General features: G+C 54.5%; 18 protein-coding genes and 1 pseudogene. 13 read left to right on the top strand and 6 right to left on the bottom strand.

Translation table 11 applies throughout. The annotated features are described in order from the left end of the window. Positions 1-235 precede the first annotated feature (235 nt). Positions 236-541 carry a hypothetical protein gene (locus tag HH216_RS03255; protein ID WP_169549485.1) on the top strand — a complete coding sequence of 102 codons (306 nt, stop codon included), beginning with the start codon at positions 236-238 and terminating at the stop codon, positions 539-541. A 147-nt stretch (positions 542-688) separates the two neighbouring features. On the opposite strand, the gene HH216_RS03250 is transcribed toward HH216_RS03255, so the two are convergent. The 3 genes from HH216_RS03250 to HH216_RS03240 all read right to left on the bottom strand — a co-directional run bounded on the left by HH216_RS03250 (position 689) and on the right by HH216_RS03240 (position 5163). Then, complete coding sequence (locus HH216_RS03250) at positions 689-2356, bottom strand: amidohydrolase (protein WP_169549484.1); 1668 nt, start codon at positions 2354-2356, stop codon at positions 689-691. A gap of 75 nt (positions 2357-2431) precedes the next feature. After that, positions 2432-3865: an amidohydrolase gene (locus HH216_RS03245; RefSeq protein ID WP_169549483.1), complete on the bottom strand. Its 1434-nt coding sequence runs from the start codon at positions 3863-3865 to the stop codon at positions 2432-2434. A gap of 98 nt (positions 3866-3963) precedes the next feature. Further along, on the bottom strand, positions 3964-5163 hold the full coding sequence (locus HH216_RS03240) for a porin family protein (protein ID WP_169549482.1): 1200 nt from the start codon (positions 5161-5163) through the stop codon (positions 3964-3966). A 210-nt stretch (positions 5164-5373) separates the two neighbouring features. Here HH216_RS03240 and HH216_RS03235 point away from each other — a divergent pair, with 210 nt between their 5' ends. The 11 genes and pseudogenes from HH216_RS03235 (at position 5374) to HH216_RS03185 (ending at position 18349) form a co-directional block, all read left to right on the top strand. Then, entirely contained in the window at positions 5374-6591 is a 1218-nt protein-coding gene (locus HH216_RS03235; protein ID WP_169549481.1) for an NADP-dependent isocitrate dehydrogenase, read from the top strand. A gap of 97 nt (positions 6592-6688) precedes the next feature. Next, positions 6689-6916, top strand: coding sequence for a hypothetical protein (locus tag HH216_RS03230; protein ID WP_169549480.1), 228 nt, complete (start codon positions 6689-6691; stop codon positions 6914-6916). Further along, a complete protein-coding gene (locus HH216_RS03225) occupies positions 6901-7293 on the top strand; it encodes a type II toxin-antitoxin system VapC family toxin (protein ID WP_169549479.1) in 393 nt (130 codons plus the stop codon). The genes HH216_RS03230 and HH216_RS03225 overlap by 16 nt, the downstream gene beginning before the upstream one ends. Before the next feature lie 23 nt (positions 7294-7316). After that, a complete protein-coding gene (locus tag HH216_RS03220; protein WP_169549478.1) occupies positions 7317-7712 on the top strand; it encodes a Dabb family protein in 396 nt (131 codons plus the stop codon). 231 nt (positions 7713-7943) lie between these two features. Beyond that, positions 7944-8654, top strand: a complete 711-nt coding sequence (locus HH216_RS03215; RefSeq protein WP_169549477.1) for an NUDIX hydrolase — start codon at positions 7944-7946, stop codon at positions 8652-8654. Positions 8655-8765: 111 nt separating this feature from the next. Beyond that, positions 8766-10772, top strand: a complete 2007-nt coding sequence (locus HH216_RS03210) for an alpha-L-arabinofuranosidase C-terminal domain-containing protein (protein WP_169549476.1) — start codon at positions 8766-8768, stop codon at positions 10770-10772. An 87-nt stretch (positions 10773-10859) separates the two neighbouring features. Then, entirely contained in the window at positions 10860-12524 is a 1665-nt protein-coding gene (locus HH216_RS03205) for a ribulokinase (RefSeq protein ID WP_169549475.1), read from the top strand. A 134-nt stretch (positions 12525-12658) separates the two neighbouring features. Next, positions 12659-14149, top strand: coding sequence for an L-arabinose isomerase (gene araA / locus HH216_RS03200; RefSeq protein ID WP_169549474.1), 1491 nt, complete (start codon positions 12659-12661; stop codon positions 14147-14149). A gap of 91 nt (positions 14150-14240) precedes the next feature. Beyond that, positions 14241-15782, top strand: a complete 1542-nt coding sequence (locus HH216_RS03195; RefSeq protein WP_169549473.1) for an alpha-N-arabinofuranosidase — start codon at positions 14241-14243, stop codon at positions 15780-15782. A gap of 108 nt (positions 15783-15890) precedes the next feature. Continuing rightward, positions 15891-16589: an L-ribulose-5-phosphate 4-epimerase gene (locus HH216_RS03190; protein ID WP_169549472.1), complete on the top strand. Its 699-nt coding sequence runs from the start codon at positions 15891-15893 to the stop codon at positions 16587-16589. Positions 16590-16694: 105 nt separating this feature from the next. Then, positions 16695-18349, top strand: a pseudogene (locus HH216_RS03185) (sodium/sugar symporter). Between the two features lie 97 nt (positions 18350-18446). Here HH216_RS03185 and HH216_RS03180 read toward each other — a convergent pair. Beyond that, positions 18447-19031, bottom strand: a complete 585-nt coding sequence (locus tag HH216_RS03180) for a YcxB family protein (protein ID WP_169549471.1) — start codon at positions 19029-19031, stop codon at positions 18447-18449. A gap of 243 nt (positions 19032-19274) precedes the next feature. Between HH216_RS03180 and HH216_RS03175 the strand changes: the two genes are divergently transcribed. After that, complete coding sequence (locus HH216_RS03175) at positions 19275-19787, top strand: phosphoribosyltransferase family protein (RefSeq protein WP_169549470.1); 513 nt, start codon at positions 19275-19277, stop codon at positions 19785-19787. Between the two features lie 90 nt (positions 19788-19877). Here HH216_RS03175 and HH216_RS03170 read toward each other — a convergent pair whose 3' ends face one another. Together HH216_RS03170 and HH216_RS03165 are read right to left on the bottom strand one after the other, a co-directional pair. Continuing rightward, on the bottom strand, positions 19878-20054 hold the full coding sequence (locus tag HH216_RS03170) for a hypothetical protein (protein ID WP_169549469.1): 177 nt from the start codon (positions 20052-20054) through the stop codon (positions 19878-19880). A gap of 92 nt (positions 20055-20146) precedes the next feature. Then, a complete protein-coding gene (locus HH216_RS03165; protein WP_169549468.1) occupies positions 20147-23134 on the bottom strand; it encodes a DEAD/DEAH box helicase in 2988 nt (995 codons plus the stop codon). Between the last annotated feature and the right edge of the window lie 16 nt (positions 23135-23150).

Genomic DNA, 23150 nt, shown 5'->3' with positions numbered 1-23150 from the left:
TTGTTTGCGCGAATTGGCAATAGGGTAGCGTAAATTGCGTTAATTCCAAACAAATCAACACTAAGTCTCGCATCGGCCGTATATAAATTGGTCAACTTGGTTGATTAATTAAGAATGTTTGGTGGGTGCTTAAAATTTTAATGTGGCTATAAGTAGCACAAATTAGATTATTTTTATATGTTTGTTGTGGGCATACTATTTGCCCGCTACTGCCTAACCGATCTCCTGCAAAAGAATGAAAACGAACCGTGTGAAAGGACTGGCCGTGACGGCTCTGATGCTGGTGACGATGGCCCTCCCGGCTGTATCAGGTAGCATCGACAAACAGGTACCGCTAAGCCGAAATACCGTGCTGAACAAAGCGGATATGCCGGGCAGAAACGCCGTACTTGTCCGTAACACGACTGCGAAAACCGAGTCATCAGCACCGGCTGCCGCACCCGCAAAAACGCACGATAAAAAGGCCGTTGGACGTTGCTGGGGCCGTCTGATGGGTATGTTCCGTGAGATCAACCTGGCTCATCGCAGCCGTACGAAATAATTGGTTTAAGGTTCAATGTTTATGGTTTAAGGTTAGACCGCGATAGCAACCTTGAACATTAGACATCAAACCTTGAACTACCCTTTACAACGCAACAGGCCGTGCAATCACTATGATTGCACGGCCTGTTGCGTTGTAAAAGCTAAACTACCGTTGGCCTGACGTCGCTTTTTTCAGATCGGCCTGCTGATCGTCGCGCAGGGTAGGGTACTTGATACCGAGTTGGTCGAGGTAGGTTTTGTATTTCGTGGGGTCGTAGTAAAACGTCTCCAGCTTTGGCTTGTACTCAGTCATAATCTTCTGGTTCAGGTAAATGGCCGGGTACTCTTTCGGCGAAATCAGCGGGGTATACTTCTGATCCTTCGTCTGCTCGTCTTTGTAGTACGCCCACGCCTGTTTGATTATTTCCGGTTTCATCAGCATATCGATCAGCGTCATGGCTTCGGCTTTGGCGCCGGCTACGATGCCTTTGTGCGCGATGGGCGTTGCCATCGAAATGGCGTTGCTCCAGTGGTGCCCCGGCAGTCCCGGAATGTTCGACGGGTAGTACAAAACCACCGTCGGCAGCGACCACGAAATATCGGCGATATCATCGGAGCCACCCGTTAGCGGAACGAACGTTTGCCCGCCCATCATCATCGTTGGCTGCGTGTTGGCGGGCAGGTCGATGCTGTCGAGTTTCATGGCCAGCCCTTCCACCTTCGGGGCCTGTAATTCTTTCTGCGTCGCCTTAGCCAGCGTCTGATCGTCGGCCGACCAGGTGGGCAGGCCGACTTTTTTGATGTTCATGTACATCGTTTCGGCGATGGGCTTATTGAAGTGCCCCGGCCATGCCGACCCCAGAATTTCGTAGGTCATCTTGGTGTCGGTCATCATCGCGGCACCTTCGGCGATCTTCTTCCCGGTTTCAAACAGCTTCGTGATTTTGGGATAGCTGCGTTCGCGGAAATAGTACCAGGCTGATGCTTTGGACGGTACAACGTTGGGCTGATCGCCCCCGTCGGAAATGACGTAGTGCGAGCGTTGGGTTAGTTCGAGGTGTTCGCGCCGGAAGTTCCAGCCGATGTTCATCAACTCAACGGCATCGAGCGCACTCCGACCGCGCCAGGGGGCACCCGCTGCGTGAGCCGCTGACCCTTCAAAGTTGAACTTCACCGACACCAGTCCGTTGTTGCCCGCGTCGCCGTAGCCGACTTTCAGGTTGTTGCCAACGTGGGTGAAAATGCAGGCATCGACGTCTTTGAAATAGCCATCCCGTACGTAAAACGCCTTCGCCCCGACGAGTTCTTCGGCGACGCCCGGCCACAGCATCAGCGTACCGGGAATCTTCTCCCGCTCCATGAGTCTCTTGACCGATAGAGCCGCCACGATGTTGAGCGCCTGCCCGGAATTGTGTCCTTCGCCGTGGCCCGGCGCGCCCTCAACGATCGGGTCTTTATAGGCCACACCCGGCTTCTGACTCGCTTTCGGAATACAGTCGACGTCGGAACCGATGGCGATAACGGGTTTGCCGCTACCCCAGGTCGCAATCCAGGCGGTAGGCATCCCGGCGACACCTTTCTGCACCGTGAAACCTTCTTTTTCGAGCAGGCTGGTCAGGTACGTAAACGTTTCCTGTTCCTGGAAGCCCAGTTCCGAAAAGCTAAATAGCATGTCGTTGATCTGCTGCGCCTGATCTTTTCGCGCATCGACAGCCGCCATCGCTTCGGCTTTCAGCTTCTCGATCCGGGCGTCTGGCTTTGCCGCTTTTTTCGACTGCCCAAATAGGAGGGTAGGGGCAAGCAGCATGGCAATCAGTAGATTCGTGTGTTTCATTGAGGAAGCAGGTTGTAAGTAGGTTGATAAAAACTGTGTTCGACTGACTAGGGTCCGTCGCGATGTACGTCGCCGTTACCTGCGGTAGTCCAGGGGTGGTTTGCGGTCGCCAGCGAGCGATTTATAGGTGAACGCTTCACCGCCCCGCGCTTTATAAAGTTCGGCTTTCGCGTTGGCGATTAGTTCGGGGTGCTGAAACAGGTCGATGGCAGTTATCGCTAATGTCTTGGCGGCTACCATCATGCCCTTAAACCCGATCGACATACCGTCGCAGGCAACGGCCTGCCAGCTATGGGCCGGTACGCCGGGCACCCATGTCGCCGTCGACAGACCGGCCGTGGGCACTACCCAGCTAACATCGCCCACGTCGGTCGAAGCAGGCGCAATACCACCCAGGGCGTAGGTGCGTATCTCGCCCGCAGTGCTGACCGGCGGTATCGTCTGACTCACCAGCGACTGGCGAAGTTTGTTGGCAAAAGCTACTTCGCCGGTGGTCATTTGTACGCCACCCACCTGTTGCAGGCTGCGCTGCATGGTTTTCGCCAGTGTCTCGTTGGGTAGCAAGTTGTACAGACCGGCCATTACCTCGTGGGTCATGGTGGTTTCGGTGCCGAGGGCCGCTGCCTGCGCCGTTTTCATGATTCGTGCCCACACCTCTTCCAGCCCCTGGGCCGTCGGGTGCCGAACGGTGTATTCCACTTCGGCAAAATCCGGGACGATATTGGACGTCAGCCCACCGTGTTTGATGACGTAGTGAATGCGCGTTTCGGGCGTAACGTGTTCGCGCATCAGGTTGACCATGTAGTCCATGGCTTCCACCGCGTCGAGGGCCGAGCGACCTTTTTCTGGGGCTGCGGCTGCGTGGGCGGCCTGCCCGCTGAACCGAAACAGACCCACCCGATACGCCAGCGACGATGCCGGGCTGGCGCTGTTGTTATCGCCGGGGTGCCAGTGCAGCACTGCATCGACAGATTTAAACGTACCGGCCTGCACCAGATAAGTTTTGCCGCCACCGGCTCCTTCTTCGGCTGGGGTGCCGATGAGCTGAATCGTGCCGGGCTTTCCTGACTGTTTAAGCCAGTCTTTGGCAGCAATGGCAGCTGCTACGGACCCCACCCCAAACAGGTTGTGCCCGCAGCCGTGCCCGTAGGCATTGGGTACCAGCGGTTTCCGGGTCGGCAGTGAATCCTGCGACAGGCCGGGGAGTGCGTCCATCTCGGCCAGCAGGCTGATGACTGGCGCACCCTGCCCGTATGTGGCCACAAACGCCGTCGGGATGCCCGCTACGCCCTGCGTAATGGTAAAGCCGTGCTGCTGGAGTTCGTTCTGCAACAGTCGGGTAGTCTTTTCTTCCAGATACCCCGGTTCAGCCAGTTTCCAGATTTGCCCGGCCAGCGCGGCATAATGCGGATATTGGCCATCCAGTTGGGTAATAACTGCCTTTTCTGGCTGAGCCAGCAGCGGCAAACTAAGTAGAAGCGTGATCGTTAGATGTATAAAGCTGCGCATCAATGAACCCAAATTTTATAACAACTATTTTTGGTTTAGCCGTATAAAGATAGGGTACATTGTGAAAAGACGATGTTTTTTTAGGGTCTATGGTGCGATTAATACCGTTTTATGAGCGGTATGTTGACGTTCAGCTGGTACGAATGAGACGTCGCTATGTTCGTTACGCCATCCAGCACGGCATGGGGCATCGCCCGTGCTTCCACGTAAATGGGCTGGTTTTTTCCAATTATAAAATTGGTTCCTACACCGGCGAGGTACCCGATACCTATGTTTGTGCGATTCAGAATATCAACGGGAATCGTCATGCCCAAATCACTCGATACGAAGTTGGCGTCCCGGATGGTCGTTAGCGTTGGCCCCAGCCCCGCTTTGACATACCAGCGCATACGCTTGTTTATAAAGACGTAACGGGCCGTGAATGGCAGTGAGATATATGACTCTTTAAATGAGTAGAGCCGAGATGCTTTTTTAGCTGGTTCCAGTGGATCGGTAAGGGGGACGTTGCGATTACCCGAATACCAACTGGCGGTTAGTTCGACGCTGGCCGACAGCCGTTTGCGGGGCGCAATCGTGAAAAAACCGCCGACGGCAGCGGTGTAGGTTGGGCTGTAGCTGCCGCTAGGATCGTAATAGGTTGCATTTAACTGGCCCGATCGCCCGTACGCCCAGTGATTTCGGGCTATACCTGCCGACAGGCCAAGTTCGTAGCTCATTTTCTTTTTCTTGGTCGATTGCTTCGCCACCTGATCGGGTCTGACGCAGGCATTGTACGCACTGACGATACGCTTCAACGTAACGTCCGACACGTAAAATGATTGGGGGCTAAGCAGTCGGGTAAAGCTGGGATTGCTGCATTCCTTCAGGCTATTGGTGAGCATCAGCAGCGACAGCTTGCCCCGCAGCGGTACGAACGTTTTGTCGGGTAGACGAAGGGCGTGTGTTAGCCGGCCTTCCGGGCTGAAGAGTCGATACAGACTGACATAGCCATCGAGAAGTTCATACATGAAATAAGAGCTAACCTGTCCGTTTTCTTTCAGATGGACCGCAACCCGGTTGGCATTGTCGGCGAAGTAGCTGGCGAGCTGTGCCGGTGTGTAGTCCTGAGTAGCCGATTGTTCGTTCTGGCGAAACTGAAGCAACTGGCTGCTTTGCTCCCGCAGTTCACCCTTGAGGGTATCGCCGGTAGCTGTCACTACGTAGCCGGGTGTGAAAAAAAGCTGGGCGAAGCTTTGGCTGGTCAGCAGAAAAAAGCAGGCAAGCAAGACGGCGATGCGTCTGGTAGGGGATAGTGACATACAGGCTACGGTGATAAACGATCGGCAAAATACCACGACTGCTTTGTATATCAATCAAGTAACAGCGGTATACATTGCTTTTATGAGCAGATGGTCGCCCGCCTGGTCAGTTGCTCAATTGGTATGGGTAGAATCCGGCGGAGACAGGGTTTTTTACTACTTTTGCCCCCCGAAAGTTGTATCGTTTTCAATCGCTTATACCCAAGTCCAATGGAGAAAATTAAAGTAGCCAATCCGGTAGTCGAACTGGATGGCGACGAAATGACCCGGATTATCTGGAAGTTTATCAAAGACAAGCTGATCCTGCCGTACGTCGACGTCGACATTAAATACTATGACCTCGGTATTGAGTACCGCGATGAAACGAACGATCAGGTAACGATCGACGCGGCTAACGCGATCCGGGAACATGGCGTCGGTATCAAATGCGCTACCATCACGCCCGACGAGCAGCGCGTGGAAGAATTCGGCCTGAAGCAGATGTGGAAGTCGCCCAACGGCACGATCCGTAACATCCTCGACGGTACCGTATTCCGCGAGCCAATCGTGATGAGCAACGTACCGCGTCTGGTTACCAACTGGACGGCCCCGATCATCATCGGCCGTCACGCGTTTGGCGATCAGTACCGCGCTACGGATTTCGTCGTACCCGGTCCCGGTAAGCTGACGATGAAGTTTGAAGGCGAAGACGGTACCGTGATGGACTTCGACGTATTCAACTTCAAAGCGGGTGGTGTTGCTATGGGTATGTACAACGTTGATGAGTCGATCCGTGGGTTTGCGCGGGCCTGTTTCAACGTAGCCCTCGACAAAGGCTGGCCGCTCTACCTGTCGACCAAGAACACGATCCTGAAAAAATACGACGGTCGGTTCAAAGACATCTTCCAGGAGATCTACGACGCCGAATACAAAGGCAAGGTTCATTACGAACACCGCCTGATCGACGACATGGTAGCGTCGGCCCTGAAGTGGGAAGGTAATTTCGTATGGGCGTGTAAGAACTACGACGGCGACGTACAGTCGGATACGGTAGCGCAGGGCTTCGGTTCGCTGGGTCTGATGACGTCTGTACTGGTTACGCCCGATGGCAAGACGATGGAAGCCGAAGCCGCGCACGGTACGGTTACGCGTCACTACCGCGAATACCAGAAGGGCAACAAAACCTCGACCAACCCGATTGCATCGATCTACGCCTGGACGCGTGGTCTGGCTTTCCGTGGTAAACTCGACGGTAACCAACCCCTGATCGATTTCGCCAACGCGCTGGAAGCGGTCTGCGTAGAAACGGTTGAGAGCGGCAAAATGACCAAGGATCTGGCCCTGTCGGCGTTCCCGGCTGGTACGAAGCTGGTAGCTGGTGAGCACTATCTCTACACCGAGGATTTCCTCGAAGCACTGGACGAAAACCTGCAAGCCAAACTGGCGTAAGCGGGTTTTATCCGGATAAAAGCGGGTTGGTTTCTTCGGGAATCAACCCGCTTTTTTATCGGCAAATCGTTACCTTCGCCCTTCACCGTTACCGCCTATGCAAGTTCAAATAGACATTGGATTCAGCCAGTTGGTACAGATCGTCAAAGCGCTGCCGCCAACGCAATTGAAGCAACTACGGGTCGCGATCGACGAAGAAATTCAGGCAGAACGGCCACCGACGAATCTGGAAACGTTGCTATTATCGGGGCCAGTTGCTACCGAGGAAGAGATAGCCGTTATCGAAAGCAATCGAAAAGCAATCAATCAATGGCGAATCAAGTAATGCTGGTTGATACGTCGATTCTAATTGATTACTACCGCAAATCGGACAAGAGTAAATCGATATGGGTTGAGCTGGTAAGGCAAGGATACACATTCGCCGTATCGGCCGTAACTAAGTACGAGATTTATTCGGGAGCCACTGATAGCCAGTTGGTCTTTTGGGATATTGTATTTAGATCGATAACGAATTTACCGTTCGATGAAGCCTGCGTCGATACAGCTGTTCGTATCAATGCCATTCTCAAACGCAAGCGAAAACAGATTGGTATCGCCGACTTGTTTATTGCGGCCACCGCAATGAGTCATCAGCTTCCCGTGGCGACGTTAAATCGAAAGCATTTTGAGCGCGTCGACGACTTACGAATTTTAAACGAGTGACCTGCTTATAATCAACTGTTCCTATGAAACGAATTCTTTCCCTGCTGATGGTTGGCCTGTTGCTGGCTGTCGGTACGTATGCTAAACCGCCTAAGAAAGTCATGAAGAATGCCGTCGTGCAGCACATTGTCCTGTTTAAATTCAAGCCGGAGACGACGCCCGAAAAGCTGAAGGAAATCCTGACGGCGTTTGAGGCTTTGCCGTCGAAGATCAAAGAAATCAAGGGTTTTCAGTGGGGAACGAACAACAGCCCCGAAAACCACGCCCACGGCCTGACACATGCGTTTATCCTGACGTTTGATTCGGAAAAAGACCGGGACGCCTACTTGCCGCATCCGGCTCACAAAGAGTTCGGAACCATCGTCGGTCCATGGCTGGCCGATGTCACGGTCGTTGATTTTACCAATCAGGCCAAGTAACTCGTAACCGGGTGTAAGGAGGGCGGTTGCAACGGTCTATTGATTAGATTGTTGCAACCGCTTTCTTTTTACCACATTAGATAGTCGATAGCCCGAAAAGAAGGGTAGAAAGTCGGCTGTGCATGTTGCAGTAAATACAAATATTCTGCTTAATAATAGTACTTATTGTATTGTGTAGATTCTACACTATATATTTGTTTGCCTGATTAAACCACCGCCTTTCTCTGACCTATGAATCTATACGAAAACAGTCATCGAATATTAGTCGCGTTAGACTGTATTATCTTCGGGTTCGATGGGAAGGCGCTCAAGCTATTGCTGATCAAGCGAAATTTTGAGCCCGAGTTTGGTAAGTGGTCGCTGATGGGTGGGTTTCTGGAAGAAAACGAGGCCTTAGAATCGGCGGCTTCCCGGATTCTGTTTACGTTGACCGGCCTGCACAACAACTACCTGGAGCAACTGCAAACGTTCGGTGCCGTTAACCGGGACCCCGTTGAACGAACCATATCGGTGGTCTATTACGCCCTGGTTACGATCGACGATCAGGACCCGGTTACGCTACAGGCCCACAATGCGTCGTGGATCGACCTCGCCGACAAGCCCGCTCTGATTTTCGACCATGATCAGATGGTGGAAACGGCCCTGCGCCAACTGCGCTACAAAGCGGCCATGTACCCCATCGGTTTCGAATTGCTGCCCGAAAAATTCACGGTGCCGCAACTGCACAAACTCTACGAAGCGATATACGGCGTTCAACTCGACCGGCGGAATTTCAGCCGGAAAGTGATCGCTACCGATCTCTTGCGGGGTACTGGTGAAAAAGATGAGACATCGCTGACCAAGAAGGGGCAGTTGTACGCACTCAATACGGAGAAATACCAGGCTTACCTGAACGGCTACGCGACGTTTATGCCCGAGCTGGCTGAACTGGCGAAACCGTAGCAACTACCTGATGAGTCGCCCTGCTGATTGCTGGCTGACGCGACATAAAAGCGATGCGCTGTGCCGCGTCATTACGATAAGCTAACCACCCAAAACTAGTCTAACAGACGCATGCACGTAGTAACAAAGACGGTTGCCCTGTTGCTGGCAACTGCCTGCCTTGCCCTCGCTCAGCCCGCGCCCGTACTCCGGGTCGACGTGGCCAGGCCCGTCGCGGAAATTCAGCCGACGATGTGGGGTGTATTCTTTGAGGATATCAACTTCGGCGCCGACGGCGGTATTTACGCTGAGATGGTCAAGAATCGCTCGTTCGAGTTTTTTAAGCCGCTGATGGGCTGGAAAGTCGACGGGAAAAAGCGCACCGAAGGCGACGTGCTGGTGCAGAACCGGGGCGATGAGAAAAGCAGCAATCCCCGATACCTACGCGTGACAACCAACGGCGCGGTAGCTGGCGACCTGAGCCTGACCAACGAAGGGTTTCGGGGAATGGGTATCAAAAAAGGGCTGCGCTACGATTTTGCCGTTCTATACGGTTACCCGTCGGCTGGCAAGGTGACGATGCAACTGAACTTGCTCAACGCCCAAAACGAAGTCATCGGCACGGGCACGCTAAGCCCCGACGCGACCGCATCGGCGGACCGCGACGGCCAATGGCACAAAGCACAGGTCAGCTTTACGGCGACGGCCACCGAGCCCAAAGGCAAGCTGCGCATCGGGCTGGAAGGAACGGGCGTGATCGATCTCGACATGATTTCGCTGTTTCCCGAAGATACATGGAAGGGGCGACCCGGCGGGATGCGGGCCGATATGGTGCAGATGCTGGCCGACCTGAAACCCGGTTTCGTGCGTTTCCCCGGCGGCTGTATCGTGGAGGGCCACGACCTCGAACAGCGGTACCAATGGAAGAAAACGCTTGGCCCGATTGAAGACCGGCAACTGCTGATCAACCGCTGGAATTTCGAGTTTGGTCACCGCCCTGCACCCGATTATTTCCAGACGTTCGGCCTGGGCTTTCTGGAGTATTTTCAATTGTGCGAAGACATTGGTGCCGCCCCGCTGCCGATCCTGAACTGCGGCATGGCCTGTCAGTTCAACACCGCCGAACTGGTGCCGATGAGCCAAATCGACCCCTACGTTCAGGACGCTCTTGACCTAATCGAGTTTGCCAACGGCGATGTGTCGACCCAATGGGGGAAAGTGCGGGCGGGTTTGGGCCATCCCAAGCCGTTCAACCTCAAAATGATGGGTGTGGGTAACGAAAACTGGGGACCGCAGTACATCGAACGGTTGGCCGTTTTCCAGAAAGCCATTAAAGCCAAATACCCCGATTTCAAACTCATTTGCAGTTCGGGTACCGACCCCAACGGCGACCGTTTCGACTACCTGAACGGGAATCTGCGTGCCATGAACGCCGACCTTATCGACGAACACTACTACCGTCGGCCCGAGTGGTTTTTGCAGAACGTTGGCCGCTACGACAGCTACCCGCGTAACGGCTCGAAGGTGTTTGCCGGGGAGTGGGCCGCGCAGAGCGACGACGTTGCGAAGCCAACCAACAAAAACAACTGGCAATGTGCGCTGTCGGAGGCTGCGTTCATGACCGGGCTGGAGCGCAACGCGGCCGTCGTGCAGATGGCGTCGTACGCGCCCCTGTTCGCCAACGCTGACGGCTGGCAATGGACCCCCGACCTGATCTGGGTCGATAACCTGCACGTCTACGGGACGCCCAACTACTACGTACAACAGCTGTACTCGCGCAACAAAGGCACGAACGTATTGAGTATGACGGCGAACGGGCAGGCGTTGGCTGGCAAAGACAGCCTGTATGCATCGGCCGCCTGGGACAAAGCAGCCAGTGAGATCATCCTGAAGATGGTCAACGTATCGGGTAAGTCCGTTAACCGTACCGTTCAGCTCGACGGCGCGAAAAAGCTGGCCAGGACGGGGACAGTGATGCTGCTGACGAATGACAAGCTGGATGCCGTGAATTCGTTCGAAAACGCTACCGCCGTCAGCCCGGTAGAACAGCAGATTCCGGTCGACAGCAACAAAAAAACAGTAGCGATGATGCTGGCACCCCGGTCGTTATCGGTCGTACGCATAAAGGTTACGCCATAAATTTTTTCTTATCATAGGTTGGTAGTGCAAATGGGGGTGGGGCCCTGCTCCACCCGCTTTTCGACCGCCGACAAACTACACTATCCCATGAATAACCCTTACGTGATTGGCGTCGATTTCGGGACTGATTCGGTCCGGGCGCTGATCGTTGATACGCAGACCGGGCAGGCCGTCGGGACGCACGTGCACGAGTACGCCCGCTGGAAGCAGGGGCTCTACTGCGACCCCGCCACCTCGCAGTTCCGGCAACACCCACTCGACTACCTCGAAGGTATCGAAGCGACGATCAAGGGCGCACTGTCGCAGGCTCCGGCGGAGGTTCGCGGGCAGGTTGTTGGTATCTCCATCGATACGACCGGTTCGACACCCGGCCCGGTCGACGAAACCGGTTTGCCGCTGGCCCTGCGCCCCGACTTTGCTGAGAACCCCAACGGTATGTTTATCCTCTGGAAAGACCATACCGCCAATGCCGAAGCCGAGGAAATTAATAACCTGGCGCACCATTGGGATACCGATTACACCAAGTACGTTGGTGGTATTTATTCGTCGGAGTGGTTCTGGGCCAAGATGCTCCGTACCATTCGGGTCGATGAGGCCGTTCGGGAAAAAGCGTTCTCGTGGATCGAGCACTGCGACTGGATTTCGGCCGTCCTGACGGGAAATACGAACCCGCTGACCTTGAAACGGTCGCGCTGTGCGGCTGGGCACAAAGCCCTCTGGCACGCCGAATTCGACGGCCTACCTTCCGACGAATTCCTGACCAAACTCGACCCTCTGCTAGCCGGTCAGCGCGACCGGTTGTTCCACGATACCTACACGTCCGATCAGGCGATGGGTACGCTGTCGCCGGAATGGGCGGAGAAACTGGGTCTGTCAACTGACGTGGTCGTGGGCGTAGGAGCGTTCGACGCGCATATGGGCGCTATCGGGGCCGAGATCGAACCGTACGCGTTCGTTCGCATCATCGGTACCTCGACCTGCGATATTCTGATGGCGCCCAATGAAGAAATTGGCCACCGCCTGATTCGCGGTATCTGCGGGCAGGTCGATGGGTCGGTGGCGCCGGGAATGTTGGGTCTGGAAGCAGGTCAGTCAGCGTTTGGCGATGTCTACGCCTGGTTTGCCCGGCTGATTACCAAACCCGTCCGCGAACTACTGGGCGACGAAGCTGCCGACAAAATGGCGGCAAAACTCATCCCGCACCTGACCAAACAGGCCGAGCAGTTGCCCGTTACGCCAACCGACCTGATTGCCCTCGACTGGATCAACGGTCGTCGTACCCCCGATGCTAACCACACGCTGAAATCGGCTATTGCTGGTCTGAACCTGGGTACCGATGCGCCCCGCGTGTTCAAGGCGCTGGTAGAGGCAACAGCCTTTGGTTCGCGCAGCATCGTCGACCGGTTCATCGAAGAAGGGGTCCCCATCAAAAAAGTGATCGCCATTGGGGGCGTTGCCAAGAAGTCGGCGTTCGTGATGCAAACCCTGGCCGACGTACTGAACAAACCAATTCAGGTGGCGCAGGCCGATCAGGCGTGTGCGCTGGGGGCAGCTATGTGCGCGGCTGTTGCGGCTGGCGTTCACCCCACAATGGAAGCGGCTCAGCAAGCGATGGGTTCTGGCTTCGACGCCGAGTATCATCCCCGCCCGGAGCTGGTACCGGTCTACGAAATGCTGTACCAGCGCTATCGGAAACTGGGTGGCTTTGTGGAGAGCGAATTGGCCAAAAACGCTGAGCTGGTTAGTGCTTAAATTTTACCCCCCAGCCCCCTGAAGGGGGAGCATTCCGCGAATGAACCGCTCCCCCTTCAGGGGGCTGGGGGGTAACCTGCCAATTAGAGAAACGCAGCAAAAATCATCGAAAAATCATTCTACAACCGAATACAATGCTTGATTTAAAACAGTACGAAGTCTGGTTCGTAACCGGCAGTCAGCACCTTTATGGCGATGAAACGCTGCGGCAGGTAGCCGACCATTCGACGCAGATCGCGCAATTCCTGAACAGTAATGCTGCTGTGCCGGTACGGGTCGTGTTCAAACCGACCGTTACCCGGCCCGACGAGATTTATGCCGTTTGTCAGGAAGCCAACGTCGCGCCGAACTGCGTGGGTGTGATTGCCTGGATGCACACGTTCTCGCCCGCCAAGATGTGGATTCGGGGTCTGACGATCCTGAAAAAGCCGCTGCTGCACCTGCACACGCAGTTCAACCGCGACATCCCCTGGTCCGACATCGACATGGACTTTATGAACCTCAACCAGTCGGCGCACGGCGACCGGGAGTTTGGGTTCATGGTCTCGCGGATGCGGATGAACCGGAAGGTGGTCGTGGGTTACTGGCAAGACGAAACCGTACTGAAGCAGGTTGGTGCATGGACCCGGGTAGCCGTAGCTGGCTACGAGCTGAAAACGCTGAAAGTAGCCCGCTTCGGCGACAATATGCGGCAGGTAGCCGTGACCGAAGGCGACAAGGTAGCTGCCGAAATGACCTTCGGTATGTCGGTCAACACCTACGGCATCGGTGATCTGGTGGCAGTTATCAACCAAATGGCCGATGGCGATGTGGATAAGTTGGTGCAGGAATACGCCGACACGTATACGCTGATGGATTCGCTCGTGAAGGGCGGGGCGCAGCACGAATCCCTCCGCGACGCAGCCCGGATCGAACTCGGCATGCGTGCCTTCCTAACCGACGGTGGTTTCGGCGCGTTTACCGATACGTTCGAGGACCTGCACGGTATGAAGCAACTGCCTGGCATCGCATCGCAGCGACTAATGGCCGACGGCTTCGGTTTCGCCGGTGAGGGCGACTGGAAAACGTCGGCGATGGTCCGCACGATGAAAGTGATGGCGGCTGGTTTGCCCGGCGGTAACTCGTTCATGGAAGATTACACCTACCACTTCGATCCGTCGAACCCGCTTGTGCTCGGTTCGCACATGCTCGAAATCTGCCCCTCGATTGCGGCTGGTAAACCGACCTGCGAGATTCACCCGCTGGGTATTGGCGGTAAGGAAGATCCTGTCCGGCTGGTGTTCAACGCCCCCGCTGGTCCGGCGATTAACGTGTCGCTGGTTGATATGGGAAATCGCTTCCGCCTGATCGTCAACGAAGTCGAAGCCGTCGAGGTGGCGCAGGCACTGCCCAAGCTGCCCGTAGCCCGCGCGCTTTGGAAGCCCATGCCCGACATGGCCACCGGCTGTGCTGCCTGGATTTACGCGGGTGGCGCGCACCACACGGTGTATAGCCAAAACCTGACGACCGAACACGTCGAAGACTTCGCCGAACTGTTTGGCGTCGAACTGGTGGTGATCGATAAAAACACCACCCTGCGCCAACTCAAAAACGAGCTTCGCTGGAGCGAGGTGGCGTATAAATAAATAGTGAAAGAGCGAAAGAATGAAAGAGCGACTGTTCGGGAGCGCGTCTTTCTTTCGCTCTTTCACTCTCTCACTCTTTCGCTCTTTAAAAATGAAGAAACTACTTACCACACTACTTCTTGCCTCTCTAGCCATACCCACGTTGGCGCAGAACAAGGCGACCATCAATGCTGAGGGGGCCAGCATTACGATTAATAAGCACATCTACGGACACTTCGCCGAACACCTCGGCCGCTGTATCTACGATGGCTTCTACGTGGGCGACAACAACAAGACCATCCCGAACAAAAACGGAGTGCGGCTTGACGTGGTCGACGCGCTGAAGAAGATGAAAATCCCGAATCTGCGGTGGCCGGGCGGCTGCTTCGCCGATACGTACCACTGGAAAGACGGCATCGGTCCGAAGGGCAAACGTCCGAAGATCGTGAACACCTGGTGGGGTGGCGTTACGGAGGATAACAGCTTCGGTACGCACGACTTCCTGAACATGTGTGAACTGCTGGGCACCGAGCCGTATCTGGCGGGTAACGTTGGTAGTGGTACCGTGCAGGACCTTAGCGAATGGGTACAGTACGTCAACTTTCCGAGCAACAGCCCCATGTCGACCCTGCGGCAGCAGAACGGGCGCGAAAAGCCCTGGAACGTTAAATTCTGGGGTGTCGGCAACGAAGCGTGGGGTTGCGGGGGTAATATGAAACCCGACTACTACGCTAACATCTACCGGCAGTACAGCACATTCATGAACGGAACAGTCGGTACCGAAAAGATTTTCCGGATCGCATCGGGGGCCAGTTCCGACGACTTTAACTGGACCGAAACGCTGATGAAAAATATCCCCGGCAACATGGTCGAAGGGGTGGCGCTGCACCACTACTCGGTGTTCGGCTGGGGCGAAAACGCGAAAGGCTCGGCCACCCAATTCACCGAAACCGATTACGCCCACACCATGAACGAAGCCCTGAAAATGGATGACTTCGTGCAGAAGCACTCCGACATCATGGACAAGTACGACCCGAAGAAAAAGGTCGCGCTGGTGGTCGACGAGTGGGGCGCGTGGTACAACGTCGAGCCGAACACGAATCCGGGGTTCCTCTTCCAGCAGAACACCATGCGCGATGCTGTACTGGCGGGAGCTACGCTCAACATTTTCCATAAGCACGCTGAACGGGTTCGGATGGCCAACCTGGCGCAGGCGATCAACGTACTGCAAGCCGTCATCCTGACCGACGGCCCGAAGATGCTGCTGACGCCGACCTACCACGTGCTGGAGATGTATAACGTCCACCAGGACGCGACGATGCTACCCGTCGACGTGAAAGCTGACGACTACAAAGTGGGCGAGTACAAACTCCCCGCCGTATCGGTTTCTGCTTCGCGCGACAAAGCAGGTAAAACGCACGTGTCGCTGGTGAATATCGACGCGGGTAAGCCCCAGACCATCACGGTAAACTTGAAAGGCATCAGCGCGAAAAGCGTAATGGGTCGCATCCTGACGTCGGCAAAAGTGCAGGACTATAACACCTTCGCTCAGCCGAACAAAGTAAAACCCGCGCCCTTCTCCGGTGCAAAGCTCTCCGGTGATGAACTAACGGTAACCCTACCCCCGGTGTCGGTGGTGGTATTAGAAATGTAATGTTTGAATGATTGAGTGAGGGAATGATTGAATAGGCTGACGCACGATTGGGCTGACGCTTCACAGCCATTCTATCATTCAATCAGTCAAAATTCAATCATTGAAATCATGTACAAAGATCTCCAACAGGAGTGCTACGAGGCTAATATGCAGTTGCCGCAGTTGGGGCTGGTGCTGTTTACGTTTGGGAACGTCAGCGCCGTCGACCGCGACAAAGCGGTGTTTGCCATCAAGCCTAGTGGGGTGCCGTACGCCCTGCTCAAACCCGGCGATATCGTTATCTGCGACTACGACGCGAAGATTGTCGCCGGAACGATGCGCCCGTCGTCGGATACGAAAACGCACGCGCTGCTGTACAAAACGTGGGACGACATTGGCGGCATAACCCACACGCACAGCACATACGCCGTTGCGTGGGCGCAGGCCGGTATGGACATCCCCATCTTCGGAACGACCCATGCCGACCACACGCATCAGGACATCCCCTGCGCACCGGCCCTGACCGACGAGATGATTCAGGGCGATTACGAGCACGAAACCGGCAACCAGATTTTCGACGTGTTCCGGGAGAAAGGCTTGTCGCACCACGAAGTCGAGATGGTGCTGCTGCAAAATCATGGGCCGTTTACGTGGGGTAAAACCGCTGAGAAGTCAGTCTACAACGCGGCTGTGCTGGAAGAGGTGGCCCGAATGGCATACATGACACTAGTGATCAACCCCGATACGCCACGCATTAAAGACACGCTGCGCATGAAGCACTACGAGCGCAAACACGGCAAAGACGCCTACTACGGACAAGGCTGCTAACTGTCTCAAACATCGGACCGCCGAAGCGGCATCTTGCTGTTTGCCGCAATACCACACAAACAGCAGGATGCTGTTTGAAACGAAATTATCCTACCCTTACCTTCCATGAAACTCGGACTTGAAACTATTGACTACGTAATTTTCGGGGTCTACTTCGTCATTGTGGCGTCCTACGGCTACTGGGTCTACCGCAACAAAGGCAAGCAGACCGCCGATAGTAAAGACTTCTTTCTGGCCGAAGGCTCGCTGACCTGGTGGGCCATCGGTGCGTCGATCATTGCGTCGAATATTTCGGCTGAGCAGTTTATCGGCATGTCGGGGCAGGCGTTTCAGCTGGGGCTGGCTATCTCGGTTTATGAACTGGTCGGCGGGCTGTCGCTGGTAATTATCGCAGTGTATTTTCTGCCGATGTACATCCGCAACAAGATCTACACCATGCCGCAGTTTCTCGAATTGCGGTACGATAAGCGGCTGGCGACGATCATGGCCGTGTTCTGGCTGTTTCTCTACATCCTCGTCAACCTGACGTCGATCATCTACCTCGGTGCGTTGAGTCTGGAGAAAATGACCGGATTCGACTTCATGGCCTGCGCCGTTTTCCTGACCGTCTTCGCCGTGTTTATCACGCTGGGGGTATGAAAGTGATTGGCTATACCGACGTTATTCAGGTAGTCTGTCTGGTGGTTGGCGGGCTGGCGACGACCTATCTGGCGTTGAACCTACTGTCGGACAAAGTCGGTACGGGGGCGGGTGTGTTTGAAGGGCTGAGTCTGCTGCGCGAGAAAGCCGATCACCACATGCACATGATCTTTGCCAAAGGTGAATACTTCGTGCACGACGGACGTGGTGGCAAGATCGACGCGTATAATCAACTGCCGGGCCTGTGGATGTTTATCATCGGCGGGCAATGGATTGTGAATTTCAACTACTTCGGCTGTAATCAGTACATGATTCAGCGGGCGCTAGGTGCCGATCTGCCTACGGCGCGTAACGGTGTTTTGTTTGCCGCGTTCCTGAAAATCATGATGCCGTTTATCGTGGTATTGCCGGGGTTGGCGGCTTATGTTTTGTTCCAGGAAAATGCCGATATGGCCATTGTGCAGGGTATCACCGACAACAACATCGTCAAGCCCGACAATGCTTACCCCGTACTGCTGAACATCCTGCCGACGGGCCTGAAAGGTTTGTCGTTCGCGGCTCTGACGGCGGCAATCGTAGCGTCGCTGGCGGGCAAAGCCAACAGTATCTCGACGATCTACATGCTCGATATTCACCAGAAGTTTTTCAACCCGAACATGACCGAGAAACAAACGGTATGGCTGGGTCGGGTAGCGATCGTGGTGTCGTTTATCATCGCGCTGGCGATCAGTCCGTTCCTGAAAAATTTCGGACAGGGCTTCGAATACATCCAAGAGTACACGGGCTTCATCTCGCCGGGTATCCTATGTATCTTCCTGTTAGGCATGTTCTGGAAGCGGGCAACAGCGAGCGGTGCATTGGTTGCCGCGCTGCTGAGTATTCCCCTGTCGACGTTTTTCAAATACGAATACCCCGACATTCCGTTCCTGAACCGGATGGGTATCGTGTTCTGGATTTGCGTCGTCGTTCACGTAGCGATCAGTCTGCTTAGCTCAAAAGGAGCGGAAAGCCCGAAAGCGTTTTCGGTCAACAGCGAGTGGTTCCGCACGAATTCGTCGTTCCGGCTGGGTGCCGTAGCTGTCTGCGCCCTCCTGGCGACGGTCTATATCTTCTTCTGGTAAGAAAATTCGCTAACAACAGCGACGGCCCCCTTTCTGACCAGAGTTAGTCAGAAAGGGGGCCGTCGATTGTATCGGGATGACAAAAAATCAGGGCTAATTACTTAACCGGTTCGGCAGCGGGAGTGCCTTCCAGTAAGCCTTTACGCCGGAGAATAGCGTCGGTAAATTTCATGTCCTGCTCGCTATTGAAAATGCTGAACGGCAGGTAGAGAAACTGCGCTTTAGCCAGCCCCTTCGTCACCGTTTTGGCGATCCAGTTTGCTTTAACGTTGCGGGTTGCTTCGGCGTTGTCGAGGTACAGAATATAAGCGTCCGTGTCCTTGCTGACGCTGCTGATCTGATCCCATTTCAGGATACCGCCTTCTTTGGCGTTGATACGCATCAGAATCTGGCGGCTGTCGATTTCGTAAACGTACTTCTGAAACAGGGCTTTGCTCTGCTCCATCTGCGCGATACCTGTGATTTGCACGGCCCAGAACAGGACGTACAACACGGTTAACAGAAAAATAACGATGGCGGGCCAGTAATGATCGAACGTGCCGGTAGCGTAGAGCGCAATATTGATAATAATCAGCGCGAGCGGAATCAGACCCCATTTCCAGTTGTCGCGCAGCCACTGCTTGAGCGCGAGGTTAATGTACGTTTTCTGGTCTAAGGCGTATTTTTTAGTCTTAACAATCATACCTGTGGTAAAATAAAGACAAAGATACGCAACCGACGTCGGTTGTAAAGTTGTAGGGTTATAGAGTTATACAGTTGGATAGTTGTAGAGTTATAAAGTTGCTGCCTGGCGCGGCTACCGGCCGGAGGGGTTGACGCGCCAGTCCCGGCGGGGAACCGCAACTCTACAACTTCATAACTTTGCGACTTTACAACTCTACAACTTCCAACTCTATAACTTTACGACTTTACAACTCTATAAAGAATGGAAACTGTCCAGCCTACGCTGATCCTGACCGCCGAACAAATCCGCCAGAAGATTCGGCGCATTGCTTTTCAGATCTACGAAAACAACGTTGATGAGTCGGCATTGCTACTGGCCGGTATTTCCGGTGAAGGGTTTATGATGGCGCAGTCGCTGGCTGGCGTGTTGCGGGAGATAGCCCCGTTCGCCGTCGATCTGATCGAACTGAAGCTCGACAAAACGCAGCTTAGTCAGACGCCGGTACAGACCGACCGACCCGCCGACGCCTTTACCGACAAAGTGATTATTCTGATCGACGACGTAATCTATACCGGTCGGACGCTTGCGTTCAGCCTGCAACCGTTCCTACAGGTGCCGGTCCGTAAATTACAGGTCGCCGTATTGATCGACCGAAATCACCCGCGCTATCCCGTAGCTGCCGACTACAAAGGCTATGAACTGAGCACCACGCTGACCGAACACGTCGATGTTGTCCTGAGCAACGACGACCGGATGGGGGTGTATCTGCGGTAGAAAAGACAAAAGAGGAAAGAGGTGAGAAGAAAGACTGGTTTGCGCCAGTGTCTTTCTTCTCACCTCTTTCCTCTTGCTGCTGAACGGAGCTTAGCCCTTCGTCGTACGGATCAGGCTGATACCGGCGAAGAAAAGGATACCACCCATAATCAGGTAGACGAACGATGCCTGGGCAACACCCCCTTTGGTGAAGTCGATGCCGCCGTAAATCAGACCAACAAGACCGACCAGGGTCAGGATAAAGCCAATTATACTTTTAGGAGTCATTGTGGTAGAATCAGTTAGTGAGTGATAGGTTTTGATTCACAACTAATTTCGGACCAAAATGTCCCGGAAAATTTAGTAGGCCGCTTGCCAGACTATTCCAGCAGCACCATGATATCTTCCCGCGTCAGCGACTTGATGAAGTTTTCTTCGGTCGTGATCAGGCTGCCCGCGAGTTGTTTTTTAGCCTGTTGAAGCGCCAGTATTTTCTCCTCGACGGTATTCTTGGCGATGAATTTATAGGTGAACACCGTTTTCTGCTGACCAATCCGGTGCGCCCGGTCGACGGCCTGCGCTTCGATGGCCGGGTTCCACCACGGGTCGAGGATAAACACGTAGTCGGCAGCGGTCAGGTTATGCCCCAGTCCACCCGCCTTGAGCGAGATCAGAAACAGCTTTACCGAATCGTCGGTCTGAAACAGCTCGACCTGACTTCGCCGGTCGGTGGTCGATCCGTCGAGGTACGCGTATTTGATGCCTTTCTCCTTCAGATACTGCCTGACCACGTTGAGGTGCTTGATAAACTGGCTGAACACCAGAACCTTATGGTTTTCGGTCATGGCACTTTCCAGCCGCATCAGCACGTCCGACAGTTTTCCCGAATCGCCTTCGTACTCGTCGTTGACCATGCGGGGGTGGTTGGCGATCTGCCGGAGCTTGGTCAGGCCCTGCAACACGACCATCTGCGAACGCGCCATGCCTTCTTCTTCAATCCGTTCCAGAATCAGGTTGCGGTAATACGACTTGGCTTCCTCATACTGCTCGGCCTGCGCGTCGGTCATGTCGCAGAACAGCACACTCTCCACTTTTTCGGGCAGGTCGGTAGCTACCTGCGCTTTGTTTCGGCGGAGCAGGAACGGCTTTATGAGCGTGTACAGCCGGTTGGTTTTGGCTTCATCGTGCCGCTTTTCGATGGGAATCTGAAACTCGTTCCGGAAAAACGTCTGACTACCCAGTAGGCCCGGATTGATGAACGTCATCTGCGCCCACAGGTCCATCGTACTGTTTTCCAGCGGTGTGCCCGTCAGAATCAGCCGGTGCGCTGCGTCGAGATGCATAACGGCCTTCGTGATGTGCGACGACGGGTTTTTGATGGCCTGCGACTCATCCAGAATGACGTAGTGAAAGCGGTAGTCGCTCAGCAGGTCGATGTCAATTCGGACGATACCGTACGATGTCAGAATCAGATCGTAGTCGTCGAACTGGGCCGTGTTTTTCTCGCGATACGTACCCGTGTAGACCATCACCCGCAGGTTCGGGGTGAACTTACGGGCTTCAAGTTCCCAGTTGTAGATCAGCGACGTCGGCATTACCAGCATCGACGGCTGGGTGGCCCCGGCTTCTTTTTGCCCCTGCAACAGTGCCAGCGTCATCACTGTCTTGCCCAGACCCATATCGTCGGCCAGGCACCCGCCGAAGCGGTACTGCCGCAGGAAACTCATCCAGTTGTAACCCGCCTGCTGATAGGGGCGCAGCGTACCGTTGAAACCATGCGGCAGCGGAAACGGCTCGATTTCCTGAAAGTCACGCAGGCGTTCGAGCTTGTGGCTCATCACGGCTGTCGCCAGGTTATCGCGCTCCAGTTCCTGCACCAGGGCGAGGTGATGCTTCCGCAGCATCAGCCGGTCCATTATCAATCCGTCGACACCGTCGGGGTGTTCCAGAAAACCGAACAGTTCGGAGAAGCGCGTAAACCACGCTTCGGGAATAACCGCTATTTCGCCGTTGGGCAGCGTAAACTCCTGCTTCTTATCGAGAATCAGCGAACGCAGTTTAATAAACGGAATCTCGAATTCACCGAAGCGCACGTTGGCGTAAATATCGAACCAGTCGCGCCCTTCTTCGATCGATACGTCGATACTCGAATAGCCGAGGAAATAGCGTTTGTTATCCTGATTATGCTGTTGCAGCAGAAAACCCGCATCGCGCAGCTCATTACTATGGGTGTTGAGCCAGTCAAAGGCCTCGGACTTGGGCAGTACGAGTCGCCCGTGCCGAATGTCGAGCCCGACCTCGCGCAGAAACGTTAGCTTTTGCCGCTCCAGCCGCTGATCGCGCCGAATGCGGTGGAAGATATAGTCGTCGCCTTTCTTCTCCAGATTAACGTTGGCCGACGTGCTGAAACTGTCGAACCGGAAGCCGAAGTCGCCGTACTGAAACGACAGGTCGAACGCGATGCGCTGACAGCCTTCATCGTCGGCGTCGGATCCGTCGATGAACGGCCCCGATGCTACTGTCCGGCTCGATGCTACCTGCTCCGAAACCGTCAGCACCGGAACCGGCTCCAGCGATTCCTGCCGAATCTCAAATCCTTTGGCGTAGACGTCGTACGATGCGATAAGGGGCGAAACAAAGCGTTCGTAGTACTGCTGCTCGATATTACGCGGGATGATGATGTGATTCTTGGCAAAAAACGGCCGGAGTTTACGTCCATCGACGTTTTTGCTGAAATGGTACAACTGATTTCCCACCATCATATAAGCGGGTTCGTCGCAGATCATCAGCGCGTTTTTAAACTGAAATTCGATCCGGCGTGTCTCCCGCGATCCGTCGGGATTTGTGCCGCCGGTCGGATACCGGATGATGGGGAAGTAGTGGGTCGCGTCGGCTTTACGATCGAAGTGAAAGTGAACTTTGGCGGGTTCGGGCATCCAGACGATGGGCTCGCCCGCCGGGTTGCCATCGTTACCCATGATATAAAAGGGCTTGCCTTCCATCAGCCCCATAATCTTGGGTTTGATGGTTTCAAGGTAACTGCTGATGGCCTCCTGCACTACTTTATCGCCCTTGCTGGAGTCGTACAGCTTCAGGAAAAAGTCGACGGTAGGGAGCTTCCGCGTGTTGTACTTCTTAAGAATAATGTCTTGCTGAATGCTTTCGATCAGCCGTACCAGCTCGAAATCCCGTTCATCCAGCCCATAGGCAAACTCACTGACGTTCTGTGTCGATAGCGTTTGATTGAGCAGGGTCAGTTCGCCCCGACTATTTCGCTGCACAACGAACGCTTCAACGAGATAGCCCAGAAACTCATGCTCAAGCAGGGAATAAACAATCTGAAAAGGTTGAGTGGGCGAAACTTTCATGCCGACAATCGATCAG

This window comes from Spirosoma rhododendri, from assembly GCF_012849055.1.
GTDB classification, from domain to species: Bacteria; Bacteroidota; Bacteroidia; order Cytophagales; family Spirosomataceae; genus Spirosoma; species Spirosoma rhododendri.
Note: the sequence above shows the minus strand (reverse complement) of the source record. Positions and strands in the feature narration are given on the sequence as shown.

What these genes read in the sequence shown, in the direction of transcription:
- HH216_RS03255 (WP_169549485.1), top strand. Translation starts at nt 236, where the DNA reads ATGAAAACGAACCGTGTGAAAGGACTGGCCGTGACGGCTCTGATGCTG.
- HH216_RS03250 (WP_169549484.1), bottom strand. Translation starts at nt 2,356, where the DNA reads ATGAAACACACGAATCTACTGATTGCCATGCTGCTTGCCCCTACCCTC.
- HH216_RS03245 (WP_169549483.1), bottom strand. Translation starts at nt 3,865, where the DNA reads ATGCGCAGCTTTATACATCTAACGATCACGCTTCTACTTAGTTTGCCG.
- HH216_RS03240 (WP_169549482.1), bottom strand. Translation starts at nt 5,163, where the DNA reads ATGTCACTATCCCCTACCAGACGCATCGCCGTCTTGCTTGCCTGCTTT.
- HH216_RS03235 (WP_169549481.1), top strand. Translation starts at nt 5,374, where the DNA reads ATGGAGAAAATTAAAGTAGCCAATCCGGTAGTCGAACTGGATGGCGAC.
- HH216_RS03230 (WP_169549480.1), top strand. Translation starts at nt 6,689, where the DNA reads ATGCAAGTTCAAATAGACATTGGATTCAGCCAGTTGGTACAGATCGTC.
- HH216_RS03225 (WP_169549479.1), top strand. Translation starts at nt 6,901, where the DNA reads ATGGCGAATCAAGTAATGCTGGTTGATACGTCGATTCTAATTGATTAC.
- HH216_RS03220 (WP_169549478.1), top strand. Translation starts at nt 7,317, where the DNA reads ATGAAACGAATTCTTTCCCTGCTGATGGTTGGCCTGTTGCTGGCTGTC.
- HH216_RS03215 (WP_169549477.1), top strand. Translation starts at nt 7,944, where the DNA reads ATGAATCTATACGAAAACAGTCATCGAATATTAGTCGCGTTAGACTGT.
- HH216_RS03210 (WP_169549476.1), top strand. Translation starts at nt 8,766, where the DNA reads ATGCACGTAGTAACAAAGACGGTTGCCCTGTTGCTGGCAACTGCCTGC.
- HH216_RS03205 (WP_169549475.1), top strand. Translation starts at nt 10,860, where the DNA reads ATGAATAACCCTTACGTGATTGGCGTCGATTTCGGGACTGATTCGGTC.
- araA (WP_169549474.1), top strand. Translation starts at nt 12,659, where the DNA reads ATGCTTGATTTAAAACAGTACGAAGTCTGGTTCGTAACCGGCAGTCAG.
- HH216_RS03195 (WP_169549473.1), top strand. Translation starts at nt 14,241, where the DNA reads ATGAAGAAACTACTTACCACACTACTTCTTGCCTCTCTAGCCATACCC.
- HH216_RS03190 (WP_169549472.1), top strand. Translation starts at nt 15,891, where the DNA reads ATGTACAAAGATCTCCAACAGGAGTGCTACGAGGCTAATATGCAGTTG.
- HH216_RS03180 (WP_169549471.1), bottom strand. Translation starts at nt 19,031, where the DNA reads ATGATTGTTAAGACTAAAAAATACGCCTTAGACCAGAAAACGTACATT.
- HH216_RS03175 (WP_169549470.1), top strand. Translation starts at nt 19,275, where the DNA reads ATGGAAACTGTCCAGCCTACGCTGATCCTGACCGCCGAACAAATCCGC.
- HH216_RS03170 (WP_169549469.1), bottom strand. Translation starts at nt 20,054, where the DNA reads ATGACTCCTAAAAGTATAATTGGCTTTATCCTGACCCTGGTCGGTCTT.
- HH216_RS03165 (WP_169549468.1), bottom strand. Translation starts at nt 23,134, where the DNA reads ATGAAAGTTTCGCCCACTCAACCTTTTCAGATTGTTTATTCCCTGCTT.